The sequence below is a fragment of the Flavobacterium cerinum genome, from assembly GCF_004028155.1.
GTDB lineage: Bacteria > Bacteroidota > Bacteroidia > Flavobacteriales > Flavobacteriaceae > Flavobacterium > Flavobacterium cerinum.
Map to the genome: position 1 here is coordinate 1 of NZ_SBII01000005.1, position 20,567 is coordinate 20,567.

20 protein-coding genes and 1 riboswitch are annotated in these 20,567 nt (G+C 33.8%); of the genes, 15 read left to right on the forward strand and 5 right to left on the reverse strand.

The annotated features are described in order from the left end of the window. The 6 genes from EPI11_RS18955 to EPI11_RS08570 all read left to right on the forward strand — a co-directional run. Positions 1-477 (forward strand): imm11 family protein (locus EPI11_RS18955; RefSeq protein ID WP_164879134.1); only part of this gene is annotated, 477 nt, incomplete at its 5' end. A gap of 78 nt (positions 478-555) precedes the next feature. Further along, complete coding sequence (locus EPI11_RS08550; RefSeq protein ID WP_128389547.1) at positions 556-888, forward strand: carboxymuconolactone decarboxylase family protein; 333 nt, start codon at positions 556-558, stop codon at positions 886-888. 183 nt (positions 889-1,071) lie between these two features. Then, the gene (locus tag EPI11_RS08555) at positions 1,072-2,175 is read left to right on the forward strand and encodes a hypothetical protein (RefSeq protein WP_128389548.1); all 1,104 of its coding nucleotides are present in this window, start codon (positions 1,072-1,074) and stop codon (positions 2,173-2,175) included. Positions 2,176-2,339: 164 nt separating this feature from the next. Next, complete coding sequence (locus EPI11_RS08560; protein WP_128389549.1) at positions 2,340-3,203, forward strand: hypothetical protein; 864 nt, start codon at positions 2,340-2,342, stop codon at positions 3,201-3,203. 319 nt (positions 3,204-3,522) lie between these two features. Further along, positions 3,523-4,674 carry a helix-turn-helix domain-containing protein gene (locus EPI11_RS08565; RefSeq protein WP_128389550.1) on the forward strand — a complete coding sequence of 384 codons (1,152 nt, stop codon included), beginning with the start codon at positions 3,523-3,525 and terminating at the stop codon, positions 4,672-4,674. Positions 4,675-4,818: 144 nt separating this feature from the next. Next, positions 4,819-5,712: an alpha/beta fold hydrolase gene (locus tag EPI11_RS08570; protein ID WP_128389551.1), complete on the forward strand. Its 894-nt coding sequence runs from the start codon at positions 4,819-4,821 to the stop codon at positions 5,710-5,712. Here EPI11_RS08570 and EPI11_RS08575 read toward each other — a convergent pair. Next, entirely contained in the window at positions 5,684-6,577 is an 894-nt protein-coding gene (locus EPI11_RS08575) for a pentapeptide repeat-containing protein (protein WP_317125637.1), read from the reverse strand. The two genes, EPI11_RS08570 and EPI11_RS08575, sit on opposite strands and share 29 nt — an antisense overlap. A 338-nt stretch (positions 6,578-6,915) precedes the next feature. Here EPI11_RS08575 and EPI11_RS08580 point away from each other — a divergent pair, with 338 nt between their 5' ends. The 3 genes from EPI11_RS08580 (at position 6,916) to EPI11_RS08590 (ending at position 8,856) form a co-directional block, all read left to right on the forward strand. Beyond that, the gene (locus EPI11_RS08580) at positions 6,916-7,101 is read left to right on the forward strand and encodes a hypothetical protein (protein WP_128389552.1); all 186 of its coding nucleotides are present in this window, start codon (positions 6,916-6,918) and stop codon (positions 7,099-7,101) included. Positions 7,102-7,877: 776 nt separating this feature from the next. Next, positions 7,878-8,594, forward strand: a complete 717-nt coding sequence (locus EPI11_RS08585) for a hypothetical protein (protein ID WP_128389553.1) — start codon at positions 7,878-7,880, stop codon at positions 8,592-8,594. Between the two features lie 61 nt (positions 8,595-8,655). After that, positions 8,656-8,856 (forward strand): hypothetical protein, encoded by a 201-nt coding sequence (locus EPI11_RS08590; protein ID WP_128389554.1) that lies wholly within the window; start codon positions 8,656-8,658, stop codon positions 8,854-8,856. Between the two features lie 266 nt (positions 8,857-9,122). On the opposite strand, the gene EPI11_RS08595 is transcribed toward EPI11_RS08590, so the two are convergent. Continuing rightward, complete coding sequence (locus EPI11_RS08595) at positions 9,123-9,908, reverse strand: helix-turn-helix domain-containing protein (RefSeq protein WP_128389555.1); 786 nt, start codon at positions 9,906-9,908, stop codon at positions 9,123-9,125. A 78-nt stretch (positions 9,909-9,986) separates the two neighbouring features. Between EPI11_RS08595 and EPI11_RS08600 the strand changes: the two genes are divergently transcribed. From EPI11_RS08600 to EPI11_RS08625, 6 genes are all read left to right on the forward strand, one after another. Continuing rightward, on the forward strand, positions 9,987-11,192 hold the full coding sequence (locus EPI11_RS08600) for a CynX/NimT family MFS transporter (RefSeq protein WP_128389556.1): 1,206 nt from the start codon (positions 9,987-9,989) through the stop codon (positions 11,190-11,192). A 181-nt stretch (positions 11,193-11,373) separates the two neighbouring features. Further along, positions 11,374-12,492 carry an SPFH domain-containing protein gene (locus EPI11_RS08605; RefSeq protein ID WP_128389557.1) on the forward strand — a complete coding sequence of 373 codons (1,119 nt, stop codon included), beginning with the start codon at positions 11,374-11,376 and terminating at the stop codon, positions 12,490-12,492. Between the two features lie 8 nt (positions 12,493-12,500). Continuing rightward, on the forward strand, positions 12,501-13,583 hold the full coding sequence (locus EPI11_RS08610; protein WP_128389558.1) for a hypothetical protein: 1,083 nt from the start codon (positions 12,501-12,503) through the stop codon (positions 13,581-13,583). A 343-nt stretch (positions 13,584-13,926) separates the two neighbouring features. Continuing rightward, positions 13,927-14,292, forward strand: coding sequence for a hypothetical protein (locus EPI11_RS08615; protein WP_128389559.1), 366 nt, complete (start codon positions 13,927-13,929; stop codon positions 14,290-14,292). Positions 14,293-14,357: 65 nt separating this feature from the next. Beyond that, positions 14,358-14,690, forward strand: a complete 333-nt coding sequence (locus tag EPI11_RS08620) for a hypothetical protein (RefSeq protein WP_128389560.1) — start codon at positions 14,358-14,360, stop codon at positions 14,688-14,690. A gap of 207 nt (positions 14,691-14,897) precedes the next feature. Then, positions 14,898-15,081, forward strand: a riboswitch (cobalamin riboswitch). Positions 15,082-15,190: 109 nt separating this feature from the next. Continuing rightward, positions 15,191-16,324, forward strand: a complete 1,134-nt coding sequence (locus EPI11_RS08625; RefSeq protein WP_128389561.1) for a T9SS type A sorting domain-containing protein — start codon at positions 15,191-15,193, stop codon at positions 16,322-16,324. Between the two features lie 63 nt (positions 16,325-16,387). On the opposite strand, the gene EPI11_RS08630 is transcribed toward EPI11_RS08625, so the two are convergent. Genes EPI11_RS08630 through EPI11_RS08640 form a run of 3 tightly spaced genes read right to left on the reverse strand, consistent with a single transcriptional unit; the run spans position 16,388 to position 20,413 of the window. Continuing rightward, on the reverse strand, positions 16,388-17,971 hold the full coding sequence (locus EPI11_RS08630) for an efflux MFS transporter permease (RefSeq protein ID WP_128389562.1): 1,584 nt from the start codon (positions 17,969-17,971) through the stop codon (positions 16,388-16,390). Positions 17,972-17,975: 4 nt separating this feature from the next. After that, entirely contained in the window at positions 17,976-19,022 is a 1,047-nt protein-coding gene (locus EPI11_RS08635; protein WP_128389563.1) for an HlyD family secretion protein, read from the reverse strand. Positions 19,023-19,051: 29 nt separating this feature from the next. Further along, entirely contained in the window at positions 19,052-20,413 is a 1,362-nt protein-coding gene (locus EPI11_RS08640; RefSeq protein ID WP_128389564.1) for a TolC family protein, read from the reverse strand. Between the last annotated feature and the right edge of the window lie 154 nt (positions 20,414-20,567).

Consider the following 20,567-nt stretch of genomic DNA (forward strand, 5'->3'; position numbering starts at 1 on the left):
GCTATTGGAAAATTTATTAGTGAAGAGGCAAAATTTCCTTTAAAATACAACGATGCAAAAAATAGTGATGTAGAGTTTGATAAATTATTAACTTATGATCTTATCGAATCTGTTGGCGGTGGTTGGCTTGTATCCGATAGATTAGTCAATATTATTGATATGAATTTCCCGAAAGAAGTCCAATTTTTTAGATCTACCTTTAATTATAAGGATAAAATATGTGATAGTTACTCGGCCATAAATATTTATAACAGAGTGGACTGTTATGATCTGGATAAAAGTGAATTTGTAAAACATCCTGTTGATGGTTCATATAAATTTTCGAAAATAGCACTAAAAAAAGAGCCCCTTGAAGAATATGGAATGATGTACAACATTGTACGAAATTCTTTTGATAACAAAGTTGTGGCATCAGAGCTTTTTGTTGAACGTATAAAATCAAATAAAATAAATAGCATTACTTTTAAGAAGGCGTAACATTTTAAACTATGATTGAGGTTGTAAGCAATACCTGTAGTAATAATGAAAAGGGCTTTTTAAATTAAAACAAAAAAAATGGAAAAACAAAATCCTTACGAAGCTTTCCAAAAAGAATCTCCTGAAGTATTTGAAGGTTTTAATGGTTTGGTGGAATCACTCATGAATACCAAAGCACTTGATCAAAAAACTAAGCAGTTAATTTATCTTGGCATTAAGGTGGCTCAGGGAGATCAAACAGCAGTCATGTTTCACGTACCAATGGCAAAAAAACTTGGTGCCACTAGGGATGAAATAAAAGAAACGATTCTACTTACATTGACTGTATGTGGCTTGAAAGGTGTAAATACATGTTTGGCGCAAGCATTGGATATCTATGATAATGATTTACAAAATCCTATACTTTATTAAAATAGACCAGACATTAGAATTAATTATAATTAAAGGCGGCATTGAAAGGCTTCCTCCTGGGCCCTCGCTCAGAAAACCCATTATAACTTGATTTATGATAAGAGTAGGCTACATAAGAAAAAACGCAAAAAGAAACCAGGGAAGTCGTTAAAAAGGCTGGTGACAAATTAAAAGAATATTGGGATGAAATATTTTAGCCTTACTTTCTTATTGCTGGCCGTATTCTTTAGCGTGGAATCCTGCCAAAACAAAAAAACAAATAGGAGTTGGGAGTTAATAGATTTTAATAAAATACCGGGAGAAACACTCCTCAACAATTTCTTTGATGCGTTAAGTAAATACCGTTTCAACCAGATTTTAGTACTCAATAAAGACCAGGTCATTTTATTGGGCGATAACAGTGGTGATAGCGATGAAGATTATTCCGCTAAGGAAAAGGAAGCGGTTGTTTTTGTATCTGCGGATGGAGGAAAGACGCTGAAAAAACATGTTTTGGGTAAAGGTACGCTTAGGGAAGCCGTATCGGCGGGCCATATCGTAGTTTTAGTAAATGAAAACAAAGGCTCCAGTCAGCTGATTAAGGCACTCCCTTCATTTGATAAATGGGAAGTAACTCAGGAATTTAAAAACGAAGAAATCAATAATATCAACTTTTACTCCACAACAATTGGTGTGGCTTCATTTTACCGCGAAACTTCAGATCAGGAAGCGAAAAGCGAGATCAGGTATACTTTAGATGGTGGTAAAACCTGGAAAAATATGGGTCTGTATGTGTCAGATGGTTTTGGCGCGTATGTTTTTGCTTCAGCGAACGAGATCGAATACATCGAAGCAAACCAATTGATAAGGTTTAATTTCATTACCGGAGAACGAACCGTTTCCAGCCAGAAAATCGCTCCTGAAGGATATGTATGTGAGGGCAGTTATTTTAGGGATCCGGTAAGCAGGGAAACCTATACCTATCTGGAAAAGGCATCGAATAAGGAGCTGTCATTAAAAAATTTAAAAACTCAGGAAGTAACGCCATTGCCTAAAGGAAGTGATCATCTGGAAATTTTCGGTGATTATTACTATACGATGGTACAAAAAGGGGCTTACTATAATTATGTTTGGACAGCAGATAAAGGAAAAACCTGGCATACGGAAGAATTACGTGATTTCTTTGTGACTTCAGATCCGATAGGTTATTACGGCAAGGGCTATACTTATGCATTGGTTACGCTCTTTAATGCAAAAACTGAAGCCGAAAAAGGCGGCCGGTTTGCCATCCGGAAACCTAGTCAATAGCGATGCATTCCGTCCGAAGCCCAGATCTTCAAGCAGTTGTCGATTACGTATCCAATATTATAAAAGAAAGATTTATGTATTATAATAAATTGTTAACAGCGCTTTTTCTGATAGTCACTATAAATAGCTTCGCACAGGAAAAAGGGAAACAAAATAAAAAAGTGATGGAAAAAGAGATCATAGAATTTCAAAGCAGAATGTATGACAAAATAAAGAAATTTGATAAGAGACCGCTTTATTCTCTACAGGTAAACAAGAACAACTGCAGGGTATTGGTTTTGTGTAATGACATTCCACATTGGCTTACTTTTTACGAGAATTATGGAGAAAGTATGAGCCTTTACTTAAATAACTACATTCCAAAATCAGGTACGCAAATGATTACTGTACAGGTGTTTCCAAAGGAGGGAGAGGAGTATATTGCCGCGAATGCCGACCTTGATCTAAAAGTGCGGTATGCTGCTGATAAAGATGAAGGCGTAGACGCCCATCGTGTCCTGGCGGGCGCTGAGTTACCTGAAGACATTGGCGACAGAAAATTAAAGTACTTTGAAATAAAGATACCTTTTAAAGCAAAGGTCCCCTTTGATTTCAGCAAGGATCTGGAGAATGCTCAGGAGCTGAAAAATATAGCGGACATAGAACAAAAAGTGGTAAAAAAGTACCAGCTGCTTAAGGAACTTTTAGTAAAAGGTGATGGCTTGTCTTTTGCAAAAGAATTTGAATACAGTGATTTAAAAAGTTGCACCTATTTATATGCAAATAAAGCGGAACTGATCGCCGTAGATAAAAGTGATAATGCTGACATTAACAGAGCAAGATTGGATGTTAAAAATAGAAAGGTACATCCGATAGCAAATTATGAGATGGTATTTTTTGCTGGCGGGAAATTAGTGCTTCTAAGGACGGCTAAGGATAAGAAGGACATGCTAAGACTTGAATATGATACAGAAGCCGGAACAGATGGTGATGAAAAACCAGCTATTTTATACCTGCCGGCCGGAAGCACTGAATTGAAGGTCTGGTAACATATTGAACGTTTGGTAACATATATAAAAAAACTGTTTGAAGAAAGATACTGAAAAAGCGGGTATAGATTCGCTCGATAGAAATATTTAAAGCAATATCCTAACTACTTTTAAACTGATCAAGTACTGTAAACAGTATTGTGCCAACTATAAAAATGATATAGTATAACATAATTTAAAATTTGTTTGAATTATTTATTTGTTAGGAATGTAATTTACTAGGTTTGTTTCGGTTGTTGGAAAATGCATTATTCTAATTCCGAAACCAGTGTTTTTTTGACTTTCACGAACCAAAAAATGTATGTCTTAAATTTTTTTAATGGATCAACTAATCAGCTTCTTTGTTGCGGGAACAACATTATTACTGGCATTTTTAATCTTTGCCAATATCAATCAAGTAAACAGTAAGGCTAATCGATGGTTTGGTTCTTTTATTTTATGTATTTTTTTTATTCAATTTAATGATCTATTAGAAAAAACTGAGTTTTTGAAAATGAGAACACTCATAAATGATTGGCTGGGAATAACGGATTTTATAATCGCACCCGTTTTTTATTTTAGCGTAATTTATTTTGTTCAACCTGATAGAAAATGGAGGGCAAGAGATAATTTTCATTTTGCATTTGTTTTTATAATGTTACTTTTACTTTTGCTTTCTCTCCTGATTGAGGTGCCACCACCTAAGACTGTCGATAAAAAAAATGCCGATATAATTATTAATGTTTTTAACTTAATTTTTTACCTTCAGGTTATTTCATATTGTATTGCGGCTTGTAGAAAAATTGTTGCCTATCAAAAGAATCTGTTATTGTATAGTTCCAATACAGATGCAATCAACTTAAAATGGTTACAGAGAGTAGTCATTTGTGTGTTGTTCTTAGCAGTTCTTTGGTTAATTGATAATGTCTTTAAATTGGCAAAAACCAATGTTTTTTTTGACCATCTTGCCAGTCTCATTTATCTGTTCGGGATCTTTTTTATTGCATATTTTTCTTTAAAACAAAAAGAATTTTTTCAGTTTAATAAAAAAGAAAAAGAAGATATTGACCTCATTATAAATGAAACTTCAAATTTAGAACTAAACCGGAAAAAAATAGTTTCAGAGACAGATTTACAAGAAATTAAATCTAGCTTAATTCAACTAATGGAAAATAAAAAACCTTTTTTGGATGCTGAATTAAGCCTGTTCAAGTTGGCTTCTCAATTAGATGTTTCATCTCATACACTTTCTTACATCATTAATCAGGGTTGTAATGAAAATTTTTATCAATTTATCAATAGATACCGCATCGAAGAAGCAAAAAAAATGATTCAGGATCCTAACATGAAACATTTAAGTTTAATAGGAATTGCTTTTGAAGTTGGCTTCAATTCTAAAACAGTTTTTAATACTACTTTTAAGAAAATGACCAATCAAACTCCTTCTGAATTTAAAAAAGCAAATCTCCCTATGTCGCAAATTGTTTTATAATATTTTGTGTCTTTTTGTAAATAGTAAATTTGCGGGTTAAATTTTGTTTTTTAAATAGGTTCGGATTCATAAATCAGAACTTTAGGATGCTAAGAAATAGTAATATTTGTATCGAATTTACTTTAAAAAATTAAAATAGTCCTGATGATATTAAAAAACGCATTGCAAAAATTAAATCTAAACAAAGCCAATACAATTAGACTATTATATGTTTTCATAGTCACTATTTCTGCTCTCTTTTTTACCTCCTGCTCAGACGATGATAAAAATTATGCTTTAGAACATCCTGGAACTGAAGTAGATTTGGGAACGCACAGACTGATGGCATACACCATATCTAAAAAATCAAAATATTTGGTTGTTTTTGAATCTGGTCTCGGCAATGACCATACGTCTTGGTATAGTACCGGAAAATCCTCGGAAATTATATCCATATCTAATTTTTTAGATTCTGACGTTTTATTATATGATAGAGCTGGCTATGGGAAATCAGAATCTGATACTGAACCTAGAAATATCAATAAATTAAGGAGTGAACTTGAAACAATTGTAAATAAATTTGCAAATGGAAGAAAAGTACTGCTTGTAGGGCATTCATTGGGAGGATTGATTATTAGAGATTTTGCCATAAAGAATTCTAAGAAAGTTGCAGGCTTAGTATTTGTTGATGCTTCTCACGAAAAGTACAACCGTTTTTCGCAGCGTCAGATAGACTCTCTTTATAATGCTTTTAAAGCTGATTATGGCGCAAATTCGGGAATAGCGTCAGAAACCCTTCAATTAATCGAGGATTTTAGATACATGGCAGGACTGCCGAATTTGCCTGATGTTCCGGTTATCGCAATAAATAGCATGAAAATTGATCGTGAACATGATATAGCCGATAGACAACTATGGTACGATGCTCAGGAATCACTTAAGGCCGGAGTAACGGATTTCACACATATAACAACAATAAAGGCAGGACATTTTATCCAACTTGATGAGCCTGAACTTGTTTTAGGTAATATCAGACTAATGTTGTCAAAACTACCTTAAGATAACCTATTTGCTTAAGCCCGGCATAGGTCAGCTTATCCATAATGGCTCCGTCAAAGCAGACAGTTTTAAAGGCACGATAAGATCTGTTTGTTACGGAAAAAGGTAGACGGAATGATACGTTCCTGAGCGTTGCTCCCGTAAATGAAACGTCGTTCAGAGCAGACTTGTCAAACTGGACACCAATGAAGGTATGCCCGGCAAAATGCATTTCCCGAAGGTCGGAATATTTGAAATCCACGCCGTTAAAGACGCAATTCTCAAAGATTGTTTTTCTAAGGTCAATCATGGTTAACTTAACGTCGGTCAGTTCTACGTCTATAAATTTTGTTCCGGCCAACAATGACTTGTTAAAGTTGGTAATTACCAGAACGGATTTGTAAAAACTTGCACCCACAAGGTCAGTCATGGAAAAGGTACAGTCTGTCAGATTTGCACCGTCAAAATTGGCTTCACGTGCATCACTGACCTCAAACAAGCTGCCGGTCAAGTCAGCGCCAGCGAAGTTAGCTCTGCACAACGGGCTCGCTTTGAATTTTCCTTTGTGTAAAATAACGCCTGCAAAATCACTCTCTTCCAGATTGACCGCAGTGAGGTTTATCCGTAACTGTCGCTCCTGAGTGGGTGAGAGATTAGTAACCTCCTGTGTCGTTTGTTCAATGTCACTGGTACTATCAACTTTAAAAACCGTTTCATCATCATCAGATTGGGGATTTTCTGAAAAATAGTTCAGGTCAACACCCAGAATTTCTGCGAGCCGGTTAAAAGTAGTGATGTCCGGCATTGATTCTCCCCGTTCCCATTTCCCAACTGCTTGCGGGCTGATAAATAGAAACCCAGCAAGTTGCGCTTGAGAAATATTTATTTTCTTTCGTCCTTGGTAATTTTATTGCCGATCATTTTAGTATTTAACATAGACTAGCTTTTTATTGTTTTTTCGATACTGCAAAGGTATATGGGTGCATTTCCCGAATCAAAAAAACGCAAATACTTATGGTTGTATTTACGCTACTTATAGTGTATATTTAGTAAAATATAAGTACCTACCTGAAATATGGAAGGATGGCCATTGCCATATCCGGTTCTGTAATACTATAAAAGAGATGGAGGGTGTAGAATCATTAACAATTGATAGTTTAAGAATATCCAATAATGTAGTTTCGATAAAGTAAAATAGTGTAATTTTGATGCAAATTAATCACTATGAAAACCGATGCTTTATTAAAAACCTTACTGCTAACCTGCATTTTGTCTTTATTTATGGCAGGTTGCAGCGTTCATCATTCATCTTCACGATCTGGGAAAATCCCTCCGGGTCAGGCTAAAAAGATGTCGGGGAGCAAAAGCGCAAAACCTTATGCACCAGGTCAACAGAAAAAACAAAAATAGCTTTGACTATATTGATTTTGGGTTCTGTCTACAGGAATTCTAAGTGCTATATACAAGCCTTTTAAATGGCACATAGCATACCACAGAGATGGCACATTATCAAATCGTATTATAGTGTTCTTTTTAAATACAGTCAGCTTCGTGCAGAAGCCTATTAAAAATATAAGATGAGAATTGAAGACTAGGAACTGTCATCTTTCATTGCACGGTTGAAATTTGGGAGCTTACCAAGCTTTTAAACTGTTTGTGGCACCTTAAAACAGTCAAAAAGCGGCCTTAAAATTACTTTTGAGACGATAATTCGAATCCCTCTTCCTCTGCAAAATGCAATGCTACCCCTAAAAGGTGGCATTTTTGCATTAAATGAAAGTTTGTGGCAGAAACATGGCAGAATCACTTTTGATCAAAGCAAATAGCCGCTGGCAAGGGATTTAACCGCAAAGGTTCGATTCCCTTATCGCCCCAAACCAAGACAAACAATGCCATTGGAATCCAATGGCATTGTTTTTTGTTAATATACATTATAAACTGCTCCGCTTAATTGTTTATTGTCTTAAAAACAGAATACTACGATTTATTAAAAAAAATCAATCGTAGTATTCTGTTTTTTGTGTACTATTGTAAAAACTTGCACTTGATTACCAAGCGTAAATGCACCTATAATTAAGGTCGATATAAACTATAAGTAGCTTGTATATAAAGTTATAATTTGTTTCAGAAATCTTCGAGTATAAATCAAAGTTCTGATACTTTCTAAATTTAAAAATTATATTAAAATGAAAAATTTTTACGCAATTGCTAAAGAAGGTGATGAGCCACATGAATTTGAAATTAAATTTTTCGATGATAAAATAAAACATAACAGAGTTACCAATGAAGGTTTAGGAGCTATCAACATCGAATCTTATTTAAAGCCTGCAACTGATGCTGAGTACGACATGAAATTTCGTGAAGCAATGTATGCAATAAAACCAATTTATAAAGTTCCACATTTTTTAGATTACCAATTTTCTCGTTATGAAGGCGAAAAAACTGAATTTTTAGCACAAATTCGTTACGTAATTCTTCCTCGTTCAAAAAATGGAAAACCTGCCCATGCAGAAATCATTGAAAAGTGGTTGGAATCTAAAGAAGAAAAAAGCGCAAGTATTGGAACATATACCATTCAAACTGGCGACGTCCATGCTCCAATTCAAATTCAACAAAATTCAAATCATTCATCTCAAAAACAAATTATAAATTACACAACATCGGAAATTAATGATGTTTTTTCTGCTTTAAGAGTCGACATTGAAAAACTTGACAAATCAATTCGAGAAGATTTTAATCTAGAGATTAATTATGCAGTAAAACAACTTGAAAAGGAAAATGATATAAAACCACAACTTTTAAATATTGGAAAACTTATTTCGAATGTAGGTTTACCAATTTTTACAAATCTTATTTCGTCTGGAGCATTTGAAGCAATCAAGCCACTTTTTGGAATACAATGAAACGAATTGCATATTAAAAACACACATTTCTGTACTTATTTTAACTCATAAAAACTAAAAAATGACCAAAAATAGCATTAAAGAATCACTTGATTTGATTAGAAACGAATTTATAAACGACGCGATAAAACCTAATTTTAAATCGATAGCTCTAAAAGAAAAGTGTGAAATACTTTATGACATTGCACAAAAAGAATTACCTGAAGATCATGAACTTCTAAAGGAAGTACTTAAAACTAAAATTGCTTTAAGCAACAAATGATTAAAAAAGCAAATGCTTTTGAATTTCCAAATCTAACCAAAAGAAATTTATCCCGAATTTACTCTATCCTGTCATTTCAGATGTTTATTTTATATTTTCAAAAAATGTTAAAATAGGGATTAGGTGTTCGATTACAAACCCTGACAGCCCACGAAATTTATAAACCTCCAAAATCAAATGACTTTGGAGGTTTTTTATTTTTATACCTACAGCTAGAAAAGATTCAAGTTTTGACTTTTTTTGTCGCATTGCTGTGGTAATTTATATTATAAAAATTCATTCGGTCTTTTATTTAGTATTTGAAAGAAGCTGGAACTGAATGCGGGTAAACTTTTGTAACCCACAAGATAGGCTACCTGTGATACTGTATATTTTCCGGTACTTAAAAACTCAACTCCTTTTATGACCCGAACCAATTGAATATATTTTGACATTGTGATTGCTGTTTCTTTCTTAAATATCCTTTCTAAGGATCGCAACGACATATTGTTGCTTTCTGCTATTATACTCACCTGTAAATCACCACTAAAATTATCAATAATGAAATTACTTATTGCTAACAGTCGCTGATCATTTGGAACCGGAATATTTAAAGAAATGGCTTCTTTAAAAAAAGTAGGCAGACCTACCAAAATTGCATTTAGAAAGGCTTCTTCTTCAATAGAATGTTCTTCTATTTTATTCCACTTGGATGAGTACGAGATAATTTCCCGTAGTACGGGTGGAACAGAAAATATCCTTACTTTATCATAGAAGTTCCCTTCTTGAGTAATGGTGTAAAAAATGGTTCTCAAGTTTATATTATCTGAAACGGCTGTAGTTCTATGTGGAAGATTGGATGGTATCCATGCAGCATGGTTTTGAGGCAGCAGGTAGATATGCCCATCTACGTGCAGGTACTGAAACCCTTTTTCTACATAGACTAGCTGTGCTCTTTTATGAAAGTGCTCTTTAGTATCGTGTACCCAATTATCCTCAAACCAGACATAGGCTTTTTTTGCAATGTAATCTACTAATTCGTTTGCCTCTTCATACTGTAACCCAGGCTCCATAGATTGTCGTTTTAGATTAAATATATGGCAAATTTAATTATAGTATTCATTTTAAATTTGCAAAACAAAAAAAAGTATATGTATAAAATTAAAATAAAAAGTAAAAAAAATGCAGGATTTTCTTTTGGAATCTTGCTGCCTTTCCTGGGGATATTAGTACTTGGCTCTACATTACGTGCTCCAATAACGGCACTCGGGCCGGTAATGACCGAGATCAGTAAATCTTTGGATCTCTCAAATAGTGAGGCAGGATTACTGACAACGATTCCTTTAATGGCATTCGCATTACTATCGATTTTTGTGGGACAGCTATCGAGAAAACTCAATATAGAAAAGTTTATTCTATTTTCAATTATCTTACTGCTGGTTGGATTGTATGTAAGGGTAGTGGGTACTGTGACAACCTTATTTTTAGGATCGGCAATACTGGGTACTGCAATATGTATTGGGAATGTTTTAGCTCCCGGCTATATAAAGAAAATATTTCCTGATAGAGCTGGAATGATTATAGGATTTTATTCCGTTTTTATGAGTCTTACAGCTGCCCTTGCTTCTGGTTTAAGTATTACTATTGGTAGGGAAACAGGACTTGGTTGGAAAGGTTCTTTAGGAATATGGATATGGGTTAGCCTGCTTTGTTTGTTGTTATGGCTGCCTCTTGCATTAAAAAGATCGAAGGGTGTAGAAAAAAAAGGAATTGCAAAAAGAGATAAAAACATTTTTAAATCATCATTAGCATGGCAGATTAGTATCTTTATGGGACTTCAATCCTTACTGTACTATTGCATTGTGACCTGGCTTCCTATGCTGCTGCAGGATTTTGGTATGGCAAAAGAAGAAAGCGGATGGGTTCTGTTTTATATGCAAATGGCAATGCTTCCTATTACTTTTCTAGGGCCTATTATTGCCTCTAAACTTTCCAATCAAAAAATGTTGGTTTTAATTGTTGGGGCAGGAATGTTCAGTAGCATCTTATTGATACTGCTTTTTCAATTGCAGTATATTTATAGTGCGGTTATACTTTTTGGGATAGCTTCGGGATTGGCTTTCAGTCTTTCAATGATGTTCTTTGTATTACGTACCAGAGATAGCCACACAGCAACAAGTCTATCTGGTATGGCGCAATCGATCGGGTATCTCCTTGCAGCATTTGGACCTCCTGTATTTGGTAGCTTATATGAGTTTGGGAAAACTTGGGATTTCTCTTTGTGGTTTCTTTTAGTTGTTATAGTACTACTGATTTTTACAGGTTTGAAGGCTGCTGCAAACCGATTCATAGATTAAAGCTTCATCACTATAAAATTTATAAATTCAGAAAACTCATCGCTTAAATAAAAGGATAATCGAAAGGTTATCCTTTTATTTAATATTAAAATTGTAGAAAAGATTTTTTTTTAAAGTTAGAAAACAATTTAAATTCTATATTTATATTGAATAAAAATGAAATTAATTATAATAATAGTATATGGGATTATTTGATAAATTAAGAAATGAGTTTATTGATATTATTGAATTCATCGATAACAGTAACAATATAATTGTAGCAAGATTTGAACGATTTCAAAACGAAATTAAAAACAATGCTAAATTAATTGTCAGGGAAGGACAACAGGCTGTTTTTATAAATGAAGGTAAAATTGCAGATATTTTTAATCCGGGTACTTATACGCTTAATACTCAAAACTTACCAATATTAAGTACTTTACAAGGATGGAAGTATGGGTTTAATAGTCCTTTTAAGGCGGAGGTATATTTTATAAATACCCGTAATTTTATTGATCAAAAATGGGGTACTAAAAATGCTATTACACTTAATGATGACCGTTTTGGGATGTTGGAAATTCGTGCATTTGGAACTTATACTTTCAAGATTACAGATGCTGGAAAATTCATAAAAGAAATTGTAGGTACAGATGGACAGTTTACAACTGAAGAGATTGTTGAACAATTAAAAAGTATAATAGTAAGTCGTTTTACAGATGCTATTGGTGAAGCTAATATGCCAGTAGAGAGTTATGCCGCAAATTTGAATGAACTTTCAATGGCTATTTTTAGTTATATGAAAGATGATTTTGCTTCTTATGGTATGGAGGTCAGCAAGTTTTTACTTGAAAATGTTTCAATGCCGGAAGAAATCAAAAAAGAAATATTTGAACTTAGCAGGTTAAATAAAATTGATTTTAATAAGTTAACCCAATATAAAGCAGCTAAAGCAATAGAATTGGCTGCAAATAACCCTTCGGGTATAGCAGGAGCGGGCGTTGGAATGGGAGCTGGATTAGCAATGGGAAACCAAATGGGCCAAGCTTTTAATCAATCTCAACCTGCACAAACATTTAATACTGCACAAAATCAACAAATTCCACCTCCATTGCCAGTAGAAGCAAAATATTTTATTGCTCTCAATAACCAACAATCAGGACCTTTTAGTTTAATTCAACTTATAGAAATGACAAAAACCGGACAACTTACAAAAGAGACTTTAGTTTGGAGTCACGGAATGACCGGATGGGAAAATGCCGAAACAGTTACTGAATTGCAAAATATTTTCACACAAACCCCTCCACCTTTACCGGGCAACTAATTATTCTAATGGAATCGATTGAAATAAAAGAAAAAGAATTAAACATTTTTAAATGTTCAAATTGCGGAGCAGGACTTAAATATAAACCCGGGACTACAACTTTGATATGTGATTATTGTGCGACACAAAATGAAATTCATCAAGAAAAAACAATAATTGAAGAATTAGATTTTAATGATTATCTTGAAAAATCTGAATCTGAAAGTCTTGAATTAGAAAAAATAATTCGTTGTAAAAATTGTGGATCTGCTTCCTCTATAAATGAAAGTTTAAAGTCATTACATTGTCCTTATTGCAGTTCTCCTTTAGTTGAAGATGATATTAGCGAGGAACGATTTATAAAGCCGGGTTATGTACTTCCTTTTAATTTAGATACTCCAAAAGTTTATAATTTACTTGCTAATTGGGTAGACAGTCTATGGTGGGCTCCTAATGATTTAAAGAAAGCAGCTCTTTCTCCAATTGGACTGACTGGTATTTATGTTCCGTATTGGACTTTTGATGTGAATACCTTTAGTGTGTATGTGGGAGAAAGAGGCGAAAATTATCAAGTTACAACAGGAACTGGTGACAATAAAAGCACTGAAACAAGGACACGATGGTATACTGCTACGGGTACTATTTCTATTTTTTTTAATGATGTTATTACTCCTGCATCCGGAAATATTGATTTGATTTCTTTGAAAGAATTAGAACCATGGGATACAGATGCGTTAATAAAAGTTAATGATCAATTTTTGAGTGGTTTTATTACTGAAAAGTATAAGATTAAATTAAAAGAAGGCTTTCAATCAGCGAAAATTGTTATGGATGAAAAAATTGTACAAGAGATCCGTCATGATATTGGTGGAGATAAACAGCGTGTAAGTTCGGTTAACACACAGTACGATAACATACATTTTAAACACGTTTTACTACCGGTATATGTAAGTTCATATCGTTATAAAAATAAAATTTATAACTTTTATGTAAACGGAAGAAATGGGAAACTCATTGGAAACAGACCTTATAGTACGGTAAAAATCATTTTTACGATTATTACAGCTTGTATTTTAATTGGGATTTTAATTTTAATGTTTAATGGGAATTGATGTTTTATTCAATTGATTATAAGTAGAGGCGATAATTTAAATGTCGTCCTAAAACAAAAGAGCTTCAGTTTTAATTGAAGCTCTGCTTATGTCTATTTACTTTATACTTTCCGGAATATTCCTGTTCAAAACTATCTCTTTTTCGGATTGAAAATATAGAAGATTTGGACTACATTCTATATTTTAAACAATGTAAAGTAAATGGTTGCCAGGTAACCAAATTTATTATGAATTGATAGTTTGTAAGCTTTATTATATTTGCTGCTGAAAACGGCTCGAAAATTGTTATAATAAAAACGGCAATTTTTTTATGCCTACATCATTTAAAAGATTGGATATACTAATGCAGAATACAATTTTCAGGATATTGTGTGGTTTAATTGCTTTGCAAAGCCTCATTTTTGCTTTCGACTATCCAATTGCTTATACCACGAATTCTATTGAGGATTTAGTTTTTAATGAACTTGAGACAGTGGATGATAAATCGACGAAGGATATTTTACATATAATAGATATTTTCCCTGAAAACAGTGACCGTGATTCTGAAACTATGGATTATGAGTTTTTTCAGATGGTATTATCTTTAAAAACAAGCAGCTTTTTCTCTTTTTTTAAAACAGCACTTCATACGGAGTATAAACAGCCATATTTTCCTGAAAAATATTCTAAGGTGTTTAATCCGCCTCCTGAACATTATTGTTTTTCTTAGTTTTTTGTTATCTGCCAGTGCAGATAATGGTTTAATTATATCTATAAAAGAAAAAACAAAACAATATGTTTTATATAAAATCAAAAAGCATTTCATTATCAATTGCTTTATTGTCTGTTATTATACTTACCTCATGTAATCTGAAAAATGAAATTGAAGGTAAAATTGAAAGTGAGATCCAAAATGAGTTCGAAAACACATTAGGTACAGACTCTATTGAAGAGGACATCACTAAGATGAAACAATCAGCTGAAGAAATTAAAAACCTGCTTAATAAAGACTCACTCAACGGTGAGCTGGATAAATTAAAAGGAGATTTAAAAGATTCTGCTATAAAAGCTAAAGACAGTGCGGTTTCCAATGCTTATAATAGTTTACTGGATAAACTCAAAAATTAGTTGTATAAGAAAAGGCTTCTGTTAATTTAGGAGTCTTTTTTATTATTTGTTATTGTCTAATTTATTATTAAGATTAGATTAAAACAATATGTTTGACCTTCAAAAATATATCATTGGTTGATAAATTTAGTTTTATCTAACAAATCATCAATGAGATGTTGCTTTTTTCAACAAGATAAAGTGTTATGTATTTTAATATCCGTACTATATTTGCCATCGGATTTTGGTTACCATTTTTATGGTATTAAAAGGGAATCGGGTGTAAATCCCGGACTGTTCCTGCAGCTGTAATCTTCATAAAAAAAAATAATATAAATGCCACTGCCAGATAGGGTGGGAAGGCTTATTATTTGAAGAGAGTCAGAAGACCTGCCAACTTTCATTTTTTCGATGCTTTCAGGATAAAGGCATAGAAAGCTAAACTTTTCCTTTGCGGGTAAGGCCATGCCTTCTATTCTTTATTCTTGCGATTTAATGTATATTAATTAATAAATCATAGAATGAAAAGAATTTTTACTATTGGTCTTTTACTATTTTTACTAACGTTTTCGTCAAAATTATGCGCTCAGTTTACCGAAACAGATATTAAGTTTTGGGTAGGTGAGGGTACAAGTACTGCCGTATTGGTTGTAGATTTTAGAGATGGAAGCAGTGATCCGTCTTTTGCGTGGGGCTACCGTTACAACGAAGGAACCGGGTTAACATTTAAAGATATGCTGGAAGCCATGGCTGCAGTTGAACCAAAATTTATCATTAAGCTGAGCAATATTGGTTTTCTTGAAGATATAACCTATAATAACCATGCTGGTCTTGCCGGACATCCTGATTGGTGGAGTACATGGTCTGGAGACAATCTTCAGGAAATGTATATGAACAGTGGAGTTAGCGAAGAACTGTTAAATGGAAGATGGTATGGAGTATCTTATGGGTTTATGCCTGAAACTGTAGCACCAACAGTTACATACCCTGCTTATAGTTCTACCTGGTTTAATGCTGAAAATGTTACGTATTGGATTGGTGACGGTCAAAACAAATCGGTTATTATTATTGATTTTAATGCAGAAGGTACTGAGCCTGTAACCTATGCATGGGGTATAAAATACAACGGTGTTATTACTGCTGCAACTGCACTTGCTTTAATAGATGAAGCAGATACAAATCTTAACATTACAATTACAAACAACGAAATAACTTCAATTGTTTATAAGGATCTAACAGGTGTAGAAGCAGATGGGAATTTGTGGAATACTTTCAAAGGAACTAATATGTCCAATTGGGTTATAAACAATAACATATCAACTGAACTAACAAATAACAAATGGTTTGGAGCTACGTTTGGTACTGCATCAGCAAGAAGGCCATTTACTCCAATTCCGGCTACAGAGATTGTAAATGGATTAACTGAAAATAACAAGATAGCTTTTACAGTCTATCCTAATCCGGTAGCATCGTTTTTAAATATTAAATCAGATGATGCTGTTCAAAAATCAGAAGTATTAAATATTACCGGACAGACTGTTTTAACGGTTCTAAATTCTAATAGTATTGATTTAAGTAATATTAATACAGGTATATACTTAGTTAAGGTGTATACAGAAAATGGTATGGCTACACAAAAAATAATAAAGCAATAACAACTAAGATTAATGTTTTAAAAACCCGTCTTTTAGGCGGGTTTTATATTTTATAGAAACTTATTAGCTGCCCCAAACACGGTTCTTAAAAATATCGAAAGTTTGCTTCAAATGTCGGTTTACCAATAGAAAAACAACAAGAGCTGCTAACCCATATCCTATAATAGTAAATATTTCCATGTTAGATAGCAGGATAGATTGTTTAGAAACTGATCCGGTAAGTTGCTTGAACGCCAGTTTATAAGCATCGTCTGAATTGTAACCTTTAGCAATAAAATTTTTTGTTATTTGTTCAATGCGGTTTTGCGTTTCGGGATCTTCAGGTATAACAAATTGAGAAAGTTTGGTAAAGTGAATACGCTGTAAATAGACCTGTGTATTTTGGATTATGCAAAACCCTATAGTACTTCCCCAAAATCGTCCGGATACGCCTATAACACCTGCGAAAGGTGCGTATTTATCAGGAACAGATGAGACTGTAAACAATACTAAAGGAACAAACAATGTTCCTACTGCTACACCTTGTAAAATATATGGAAGCGCAATATCATACAACGATGCATCTGGCACAAAAAGGAATGTGAACCAAAAATGGTATATGGCAAATATTGAGAAACCAATTATGAATATAATTTTTGATGCCACACCTTTTGCAGCCATAATGGCTGCAAAAATCATCCCGATTATATTCCCGGCTAAATTGAGGTACTGCACATGTGCAACTCTTGACGGCTCCCAGTTCCAAACCATGTGCATAGTACTATGACACATGTTTAGCGTTGCCCTTGCAATATAGAACAGCAAAAACATGAAAAATCCGGTCCTTAGATTTGCAAACCGAAATACATTCATATCCAGCGAAGGTCGTTTAACCAATATCTGACGCATAACAAAAAGACCTCCCGTTATCATAGCGATAATAAGCGCTAATGTAATTTGAGAAGAATCGAACCAATATTTTTTCTCTCCATAAATCAAGAAATAAGTACCACATAAAATAGAGGTAAGGATAAGCACATAGCTCGCCCAATCAATTTGGTATAAAGGCATTTTTTTATGAAATCGGGTATCATTGAAAGTAAGCATTACCAGGCCTACACATAAAATTTGAAAAATTGCAGAACCATACGCCATATAACTCCAATCATAATTTTCTAACAGCCACACAGCAATATTCATTATAAAAGGAGAAGCAAGAAGTAAAGCTGAGTAATTAATTGTAAAGCCTATAATTACGGCATTTTTAGATTTAAAACGGGTAATAAGCAATTGCCTTAGTGGAATCCATGGCAGAGCCATTAAAACGCCTTCAGCCATTCTTAAAATAATGAACAAAGAAAAGTTCTCTGTATAGACATTAAACACAAAGGTTAACGCCGCAAGACTGTAAATTACGAGAAAATACTTTTTTGGAGGAAAGAATTTAAACAGTCTGCTTTCTATGAGTATTGTAGCCAGAAATGTACCGTAGGTAACACACAAAGAGAACTGTAGATCTTCTGCTTCAACATCAAGGAAGCTTGCAGAATACGTAATGTTAGATGTATATACACCCAACAAAACCATAGAATGTAGCATACAAAAAAACAGGATCGCAATAATTGCCCAGTTGGGAACCCAAGGCTTGAACACACTTGTTGCAGACATAAGGTTATTTGTGTTTTGCGACCACAAGTACATTCATCCCTGCTCTTAGGAAATCAGTCTGTTCATCGCTTGCCCATTTTATTCTGACAGGTATTCTTTGTTCGATCTTTATAAAATTGCCGGTTGCATTATCAGGAGGCAGTAAAGAAAAACGACCGCCACTGGCCGGAGACAATGATTCTATCATACCTGTAAACGCTTTGCCGCTTACAGCATCTGCTTTTACTTCGACTTCCTGACCTATATACAGGTATTCTATTTGGGTCTCTTTAAAATTAGCAGTTACCCATTTCTCTTTGCTAACCACAGAAAGTAATGTTTGTCCTTCTTTGATCATTTGTCCGGGTTGAATTGTTTTTCTTCCGGTCCATCCGTCATAAGGGGCTGTGATTACTGTATAGGAAAGGAATAATGAAGCATTGTCAGCAATAGCTTGTTTTGATTTAATTACCGATTCTGCCATTGGAATTTTAGACGATGCCTCAGAAGTACTTAACGAAGTAGAGTGGATAGCATTAGAAATTTCCTGATAGCGGGCCAGGGCCAGTTCATAATTTGCTTTAAATTTCTCTACCTGCTGTTCGGTAGCTGCGTCTTCTTTTAATAAAGCTACATATCGTTTGTATTCCTCATTAGATCGCCATACTTCAGTTTTTGCAGCCTCCAGTTGCGATTGTTTTACAGAGGTATTACTGCTTGTTGTAGCAACATTTTTCTCAATAGCATTGATACTCTGTTTTGCATTTTCAACATCTGCTAAAGCCATATCCAAATGAGCTTTATATTCACGATTGTCTATTATAATAAGTGTATCTCCTTTATGGACAAATTGATTTTCTTCATAACGGGTTTCCAGTACATACCCTGTAATTCTGGACATGATAGGTGTTACATATTGGTCTACCTGCGCATCATTAGTTTCTTCATGGTTTCTGTGAAAAATATAGAACCATATAGCTAATGCAATACCGCTTGTTACCAATACTATTGAAATAACGGTTATAACTGTGTGGAACGACTTTTGAGCTTTTGACGATTTTTGAGTTTTCATTAATAGATCAGTAAGAATTTAAAATAGAATTATTTATTTAAAATACCGGCAGTGTGCAACAATTCATATCGTTTTACCACGACATCTATATTCAGGGCAATTTTATTATATCTTGCTTGTAATAAGGCATTATCGGCATCTACCATCTCTGTAATCAGTACCAATTGATTCAGATACTTTAATTTTACAATCCGGTAATTTTCGATAGCAAGTTCCAGTGCCTTATCTGCTACTGGAAGCTTGTCTGCTATTTCCTGATGTTGGGTATAATTTTTAAAAAGCCTGTTTTTTTCTTCATTCTTTATAATTTCTAATTCTGTTTGTTGAGCAGCTATTTTTAAGTTGGCCGATTTTACACGCGATCTGTTTTTATACAATCCGGATAGGTTATAAGTCAGTTCGATTCCTACTTGTCCTAAACTATAGAGGTAGGGACTGGGAGGGAAAAACATATAGTTGGGATACCTTAGGTTATAATTTCCGAAAAAACTGATCTTAGGATAATAATTACTTTTGACGATATCTCGTTCTGCTTTTCTAATTTCAATTTCCTGACCTGCAATCTGCATCGGTTCGTTCTTCATTGTTTTATCCAGATAGTAATTATACTCAGAGATCATTGCTTCAGATTCAAGAACAGCAGTAGTATCAATGACCATTTCCTCATCTTCAGGTAATTGCAGTAATGTCTTGAGTTCAAAAAGAGCGATCGACATGTTCTTCTCATTAGTTAACGCATTTAATTCCCTGTCAGATAATTGCAATTCAGCTCGTAGCACTTCATTTTTGGTTACAGTCCCATGTGTATTGAAAGCCTTAACTTCTTTTAGTCGTTCCTGTTCTTCTTTTATGCTTTCTTCTATAATTTCCTGAAGTTTTATCATCTTATAGATCTCCAGAAATATAACGGCAACTCCTAATTGAATGTCGTTTTCAGTTTTTTCGACATTAAGATTCGCAATCTCACGTTCATATTTCGCTTTCTTAATAGTATTATTTATTTTATTACCTTCATAAATAGGCATTCTAAAAGATGAGCTTATATCATAAATTTCAGGAATAGTTTTAATGACAGCTTTGTCTTGTAAAAAGCCACCTTTAAACTCTGTTAAGTTGGTAATACGGGAATAAAGTCCATGAAGGTCAATTTCAGGAAGTCTGAGGTTTTTTGTTTCAGTGATATTATCTTCTGAAAGTTCTTTATTGATTTGGGATTTTAGTATCACTTGATTGTTTGCTTTTGCAATACTTAATGCTTTTGCAAGAGAAATTTTGTGAGGCTGCTGTGCCCGAAGTTGGGTAGAATAGGTGACGCTAAGAAAAATCGACAGCGACGCTAGTGAACAATAACTTTTTAATGACCTTGGAATAATCCAATTTTTAGGATACATAATGTTATCTAATGAATATGATGCAAAGTTCCGCTATTTTATTTGAGACAATAAAACGACTTAAGTCAAACATATATTCATTTCAGACAAATGTTAATGCCAAGGCATTTAGTAGCATTTTTTTGATATATTTTAAATGTAACATCTATCTATT

Excerpts from the sequence above, each read along its gene's own strand:
- EPI11_RS08615 (WP_128389559.1), top strand. The coding sequence starts at position 13,927 with ATGCAGAATACAATTTTCAGGATATTGTGTGGTTTAATTGCTTTGCAA.
- EPI11_RS08640 (WP_128389564.1), bottom strand. The coding sequence starts at position 20,413 with ATGTATCCTAAAAATTGGATTATTCCAAGGTCATTAAAAAGTTATTGT.
- EPI11_RS08600 (WP_128389556.1), top strand. The coding sequence starts at position 9,987 with ATGTATAAAATTAAAATAAAAAGTAAAAAAAATGCAGGATTTTCTTTT.
- EPI11_RS08630 (WP_128389562.1), bottom strand. The coding sequence starts at position 17,971 with ATGTCTGCAACAAGTGTGTTCAAGCCTTGGGTTCCCAACTGGGCAATT.
- EPI11_RS08585 (WP_128389553.1), top strand. The coding sequence starts at position 7,878 with ATGAAAAATTTTTACGCAATTGCTAAAGAAGGTGATGAGCCACATGAA.
- EPI11_RS08590 (WP_128389554.1), top strand. The coding sequence starts at position 8,656 with ATGACCAAAAATAGCATTAAAGAATCACTTGATTTGATTAGAAACGAA.
- EPI11_RS08610 (WP_128389558.1), top strand. The coding sequence starts at position 12,501 with ATGGAATCGATTGAAATAAAAGAAAAAGAATTAAACATTTTTAAATGT.
- EPI11_RS08620 (WP_128389560.1), top strand. The coding sequence starts at position 14,358 with ATGTTTTATATAAAATCAAAAAGCATTTCATTATCAATTGCTTTATTG.
- EPI11_RS08565 (WP_128389550.1), top strand. The coding sequence starts at position 3,523 with ATGGATCAACTAATCAGCTTCTTTGTTGCGGGAACAACATTATTACTG.
- EPI11_RS08570 (WP_128389551.1), top strand. The coding sequence starts at position 4,819 with ATGATATTAAAAAACGCATTGCAAAAATTAAATCTAAACAAAGCCAAT.
- EPI11_RS08560 (WP_128389549.1), top strand. The coding sequence starts at position 2,340 with ATGGAAAAAGAGATCATAGAATTTCAAAGCAGAATGTATGACAAAATA.
- EPI11_RS08555 (WP_128389548.1), top strand. The coding sequence starts at position 1,072 with ATGAAATATTTTAGCCTTACTTTCTTATTGCTGGCCGTATTCTTTAGC.
- EPI11_RS08580 (WP_128389552.1), top strand. The coding sequence starts at position 6,916 with ATGAAAACCGATGCTTTATTAAAAACCTTACTGCTAACCTGCATTTTG.
- EPI11_RS08550 (WP_128389547.1), top strand. The coding sequence starts at position 556 with ATGGAAAAACAAAATCCTTACGAAGCTTTCCAAAAAGAATCTCCTGAA.
- EPI11_RS08635 (WP_128389563.1), bottom strand. The coding sequence starts at position 19,022 with ATGAAAACTCAAAAATCGTCAAAAGCTCAAAAGTCGTTCCACACAGTT.
- EPI11_RS08625 (WP_128389561.1), top strand. The coding sequence starts at position 15,191 with ATGAAAAGAATTTTTACTATTGGTCTTTTACTATTTTTACTAACGTTT.
- EPI11_RS08605 (WP_128389557.1), top strand. The coding sequence starts at position 11,374 with ATGGGATTATTTGATAAATTAAGAAATGAGTTTATTGATATTATTGAA.
- EPI11_RS08595 (WP_128389555.1), bottom strand. The coding sequence starts at position 9,908 with ATGGAGCCTGGGTTACAGTATGAAGAGGCAAACGAATTAGTAGATTAC.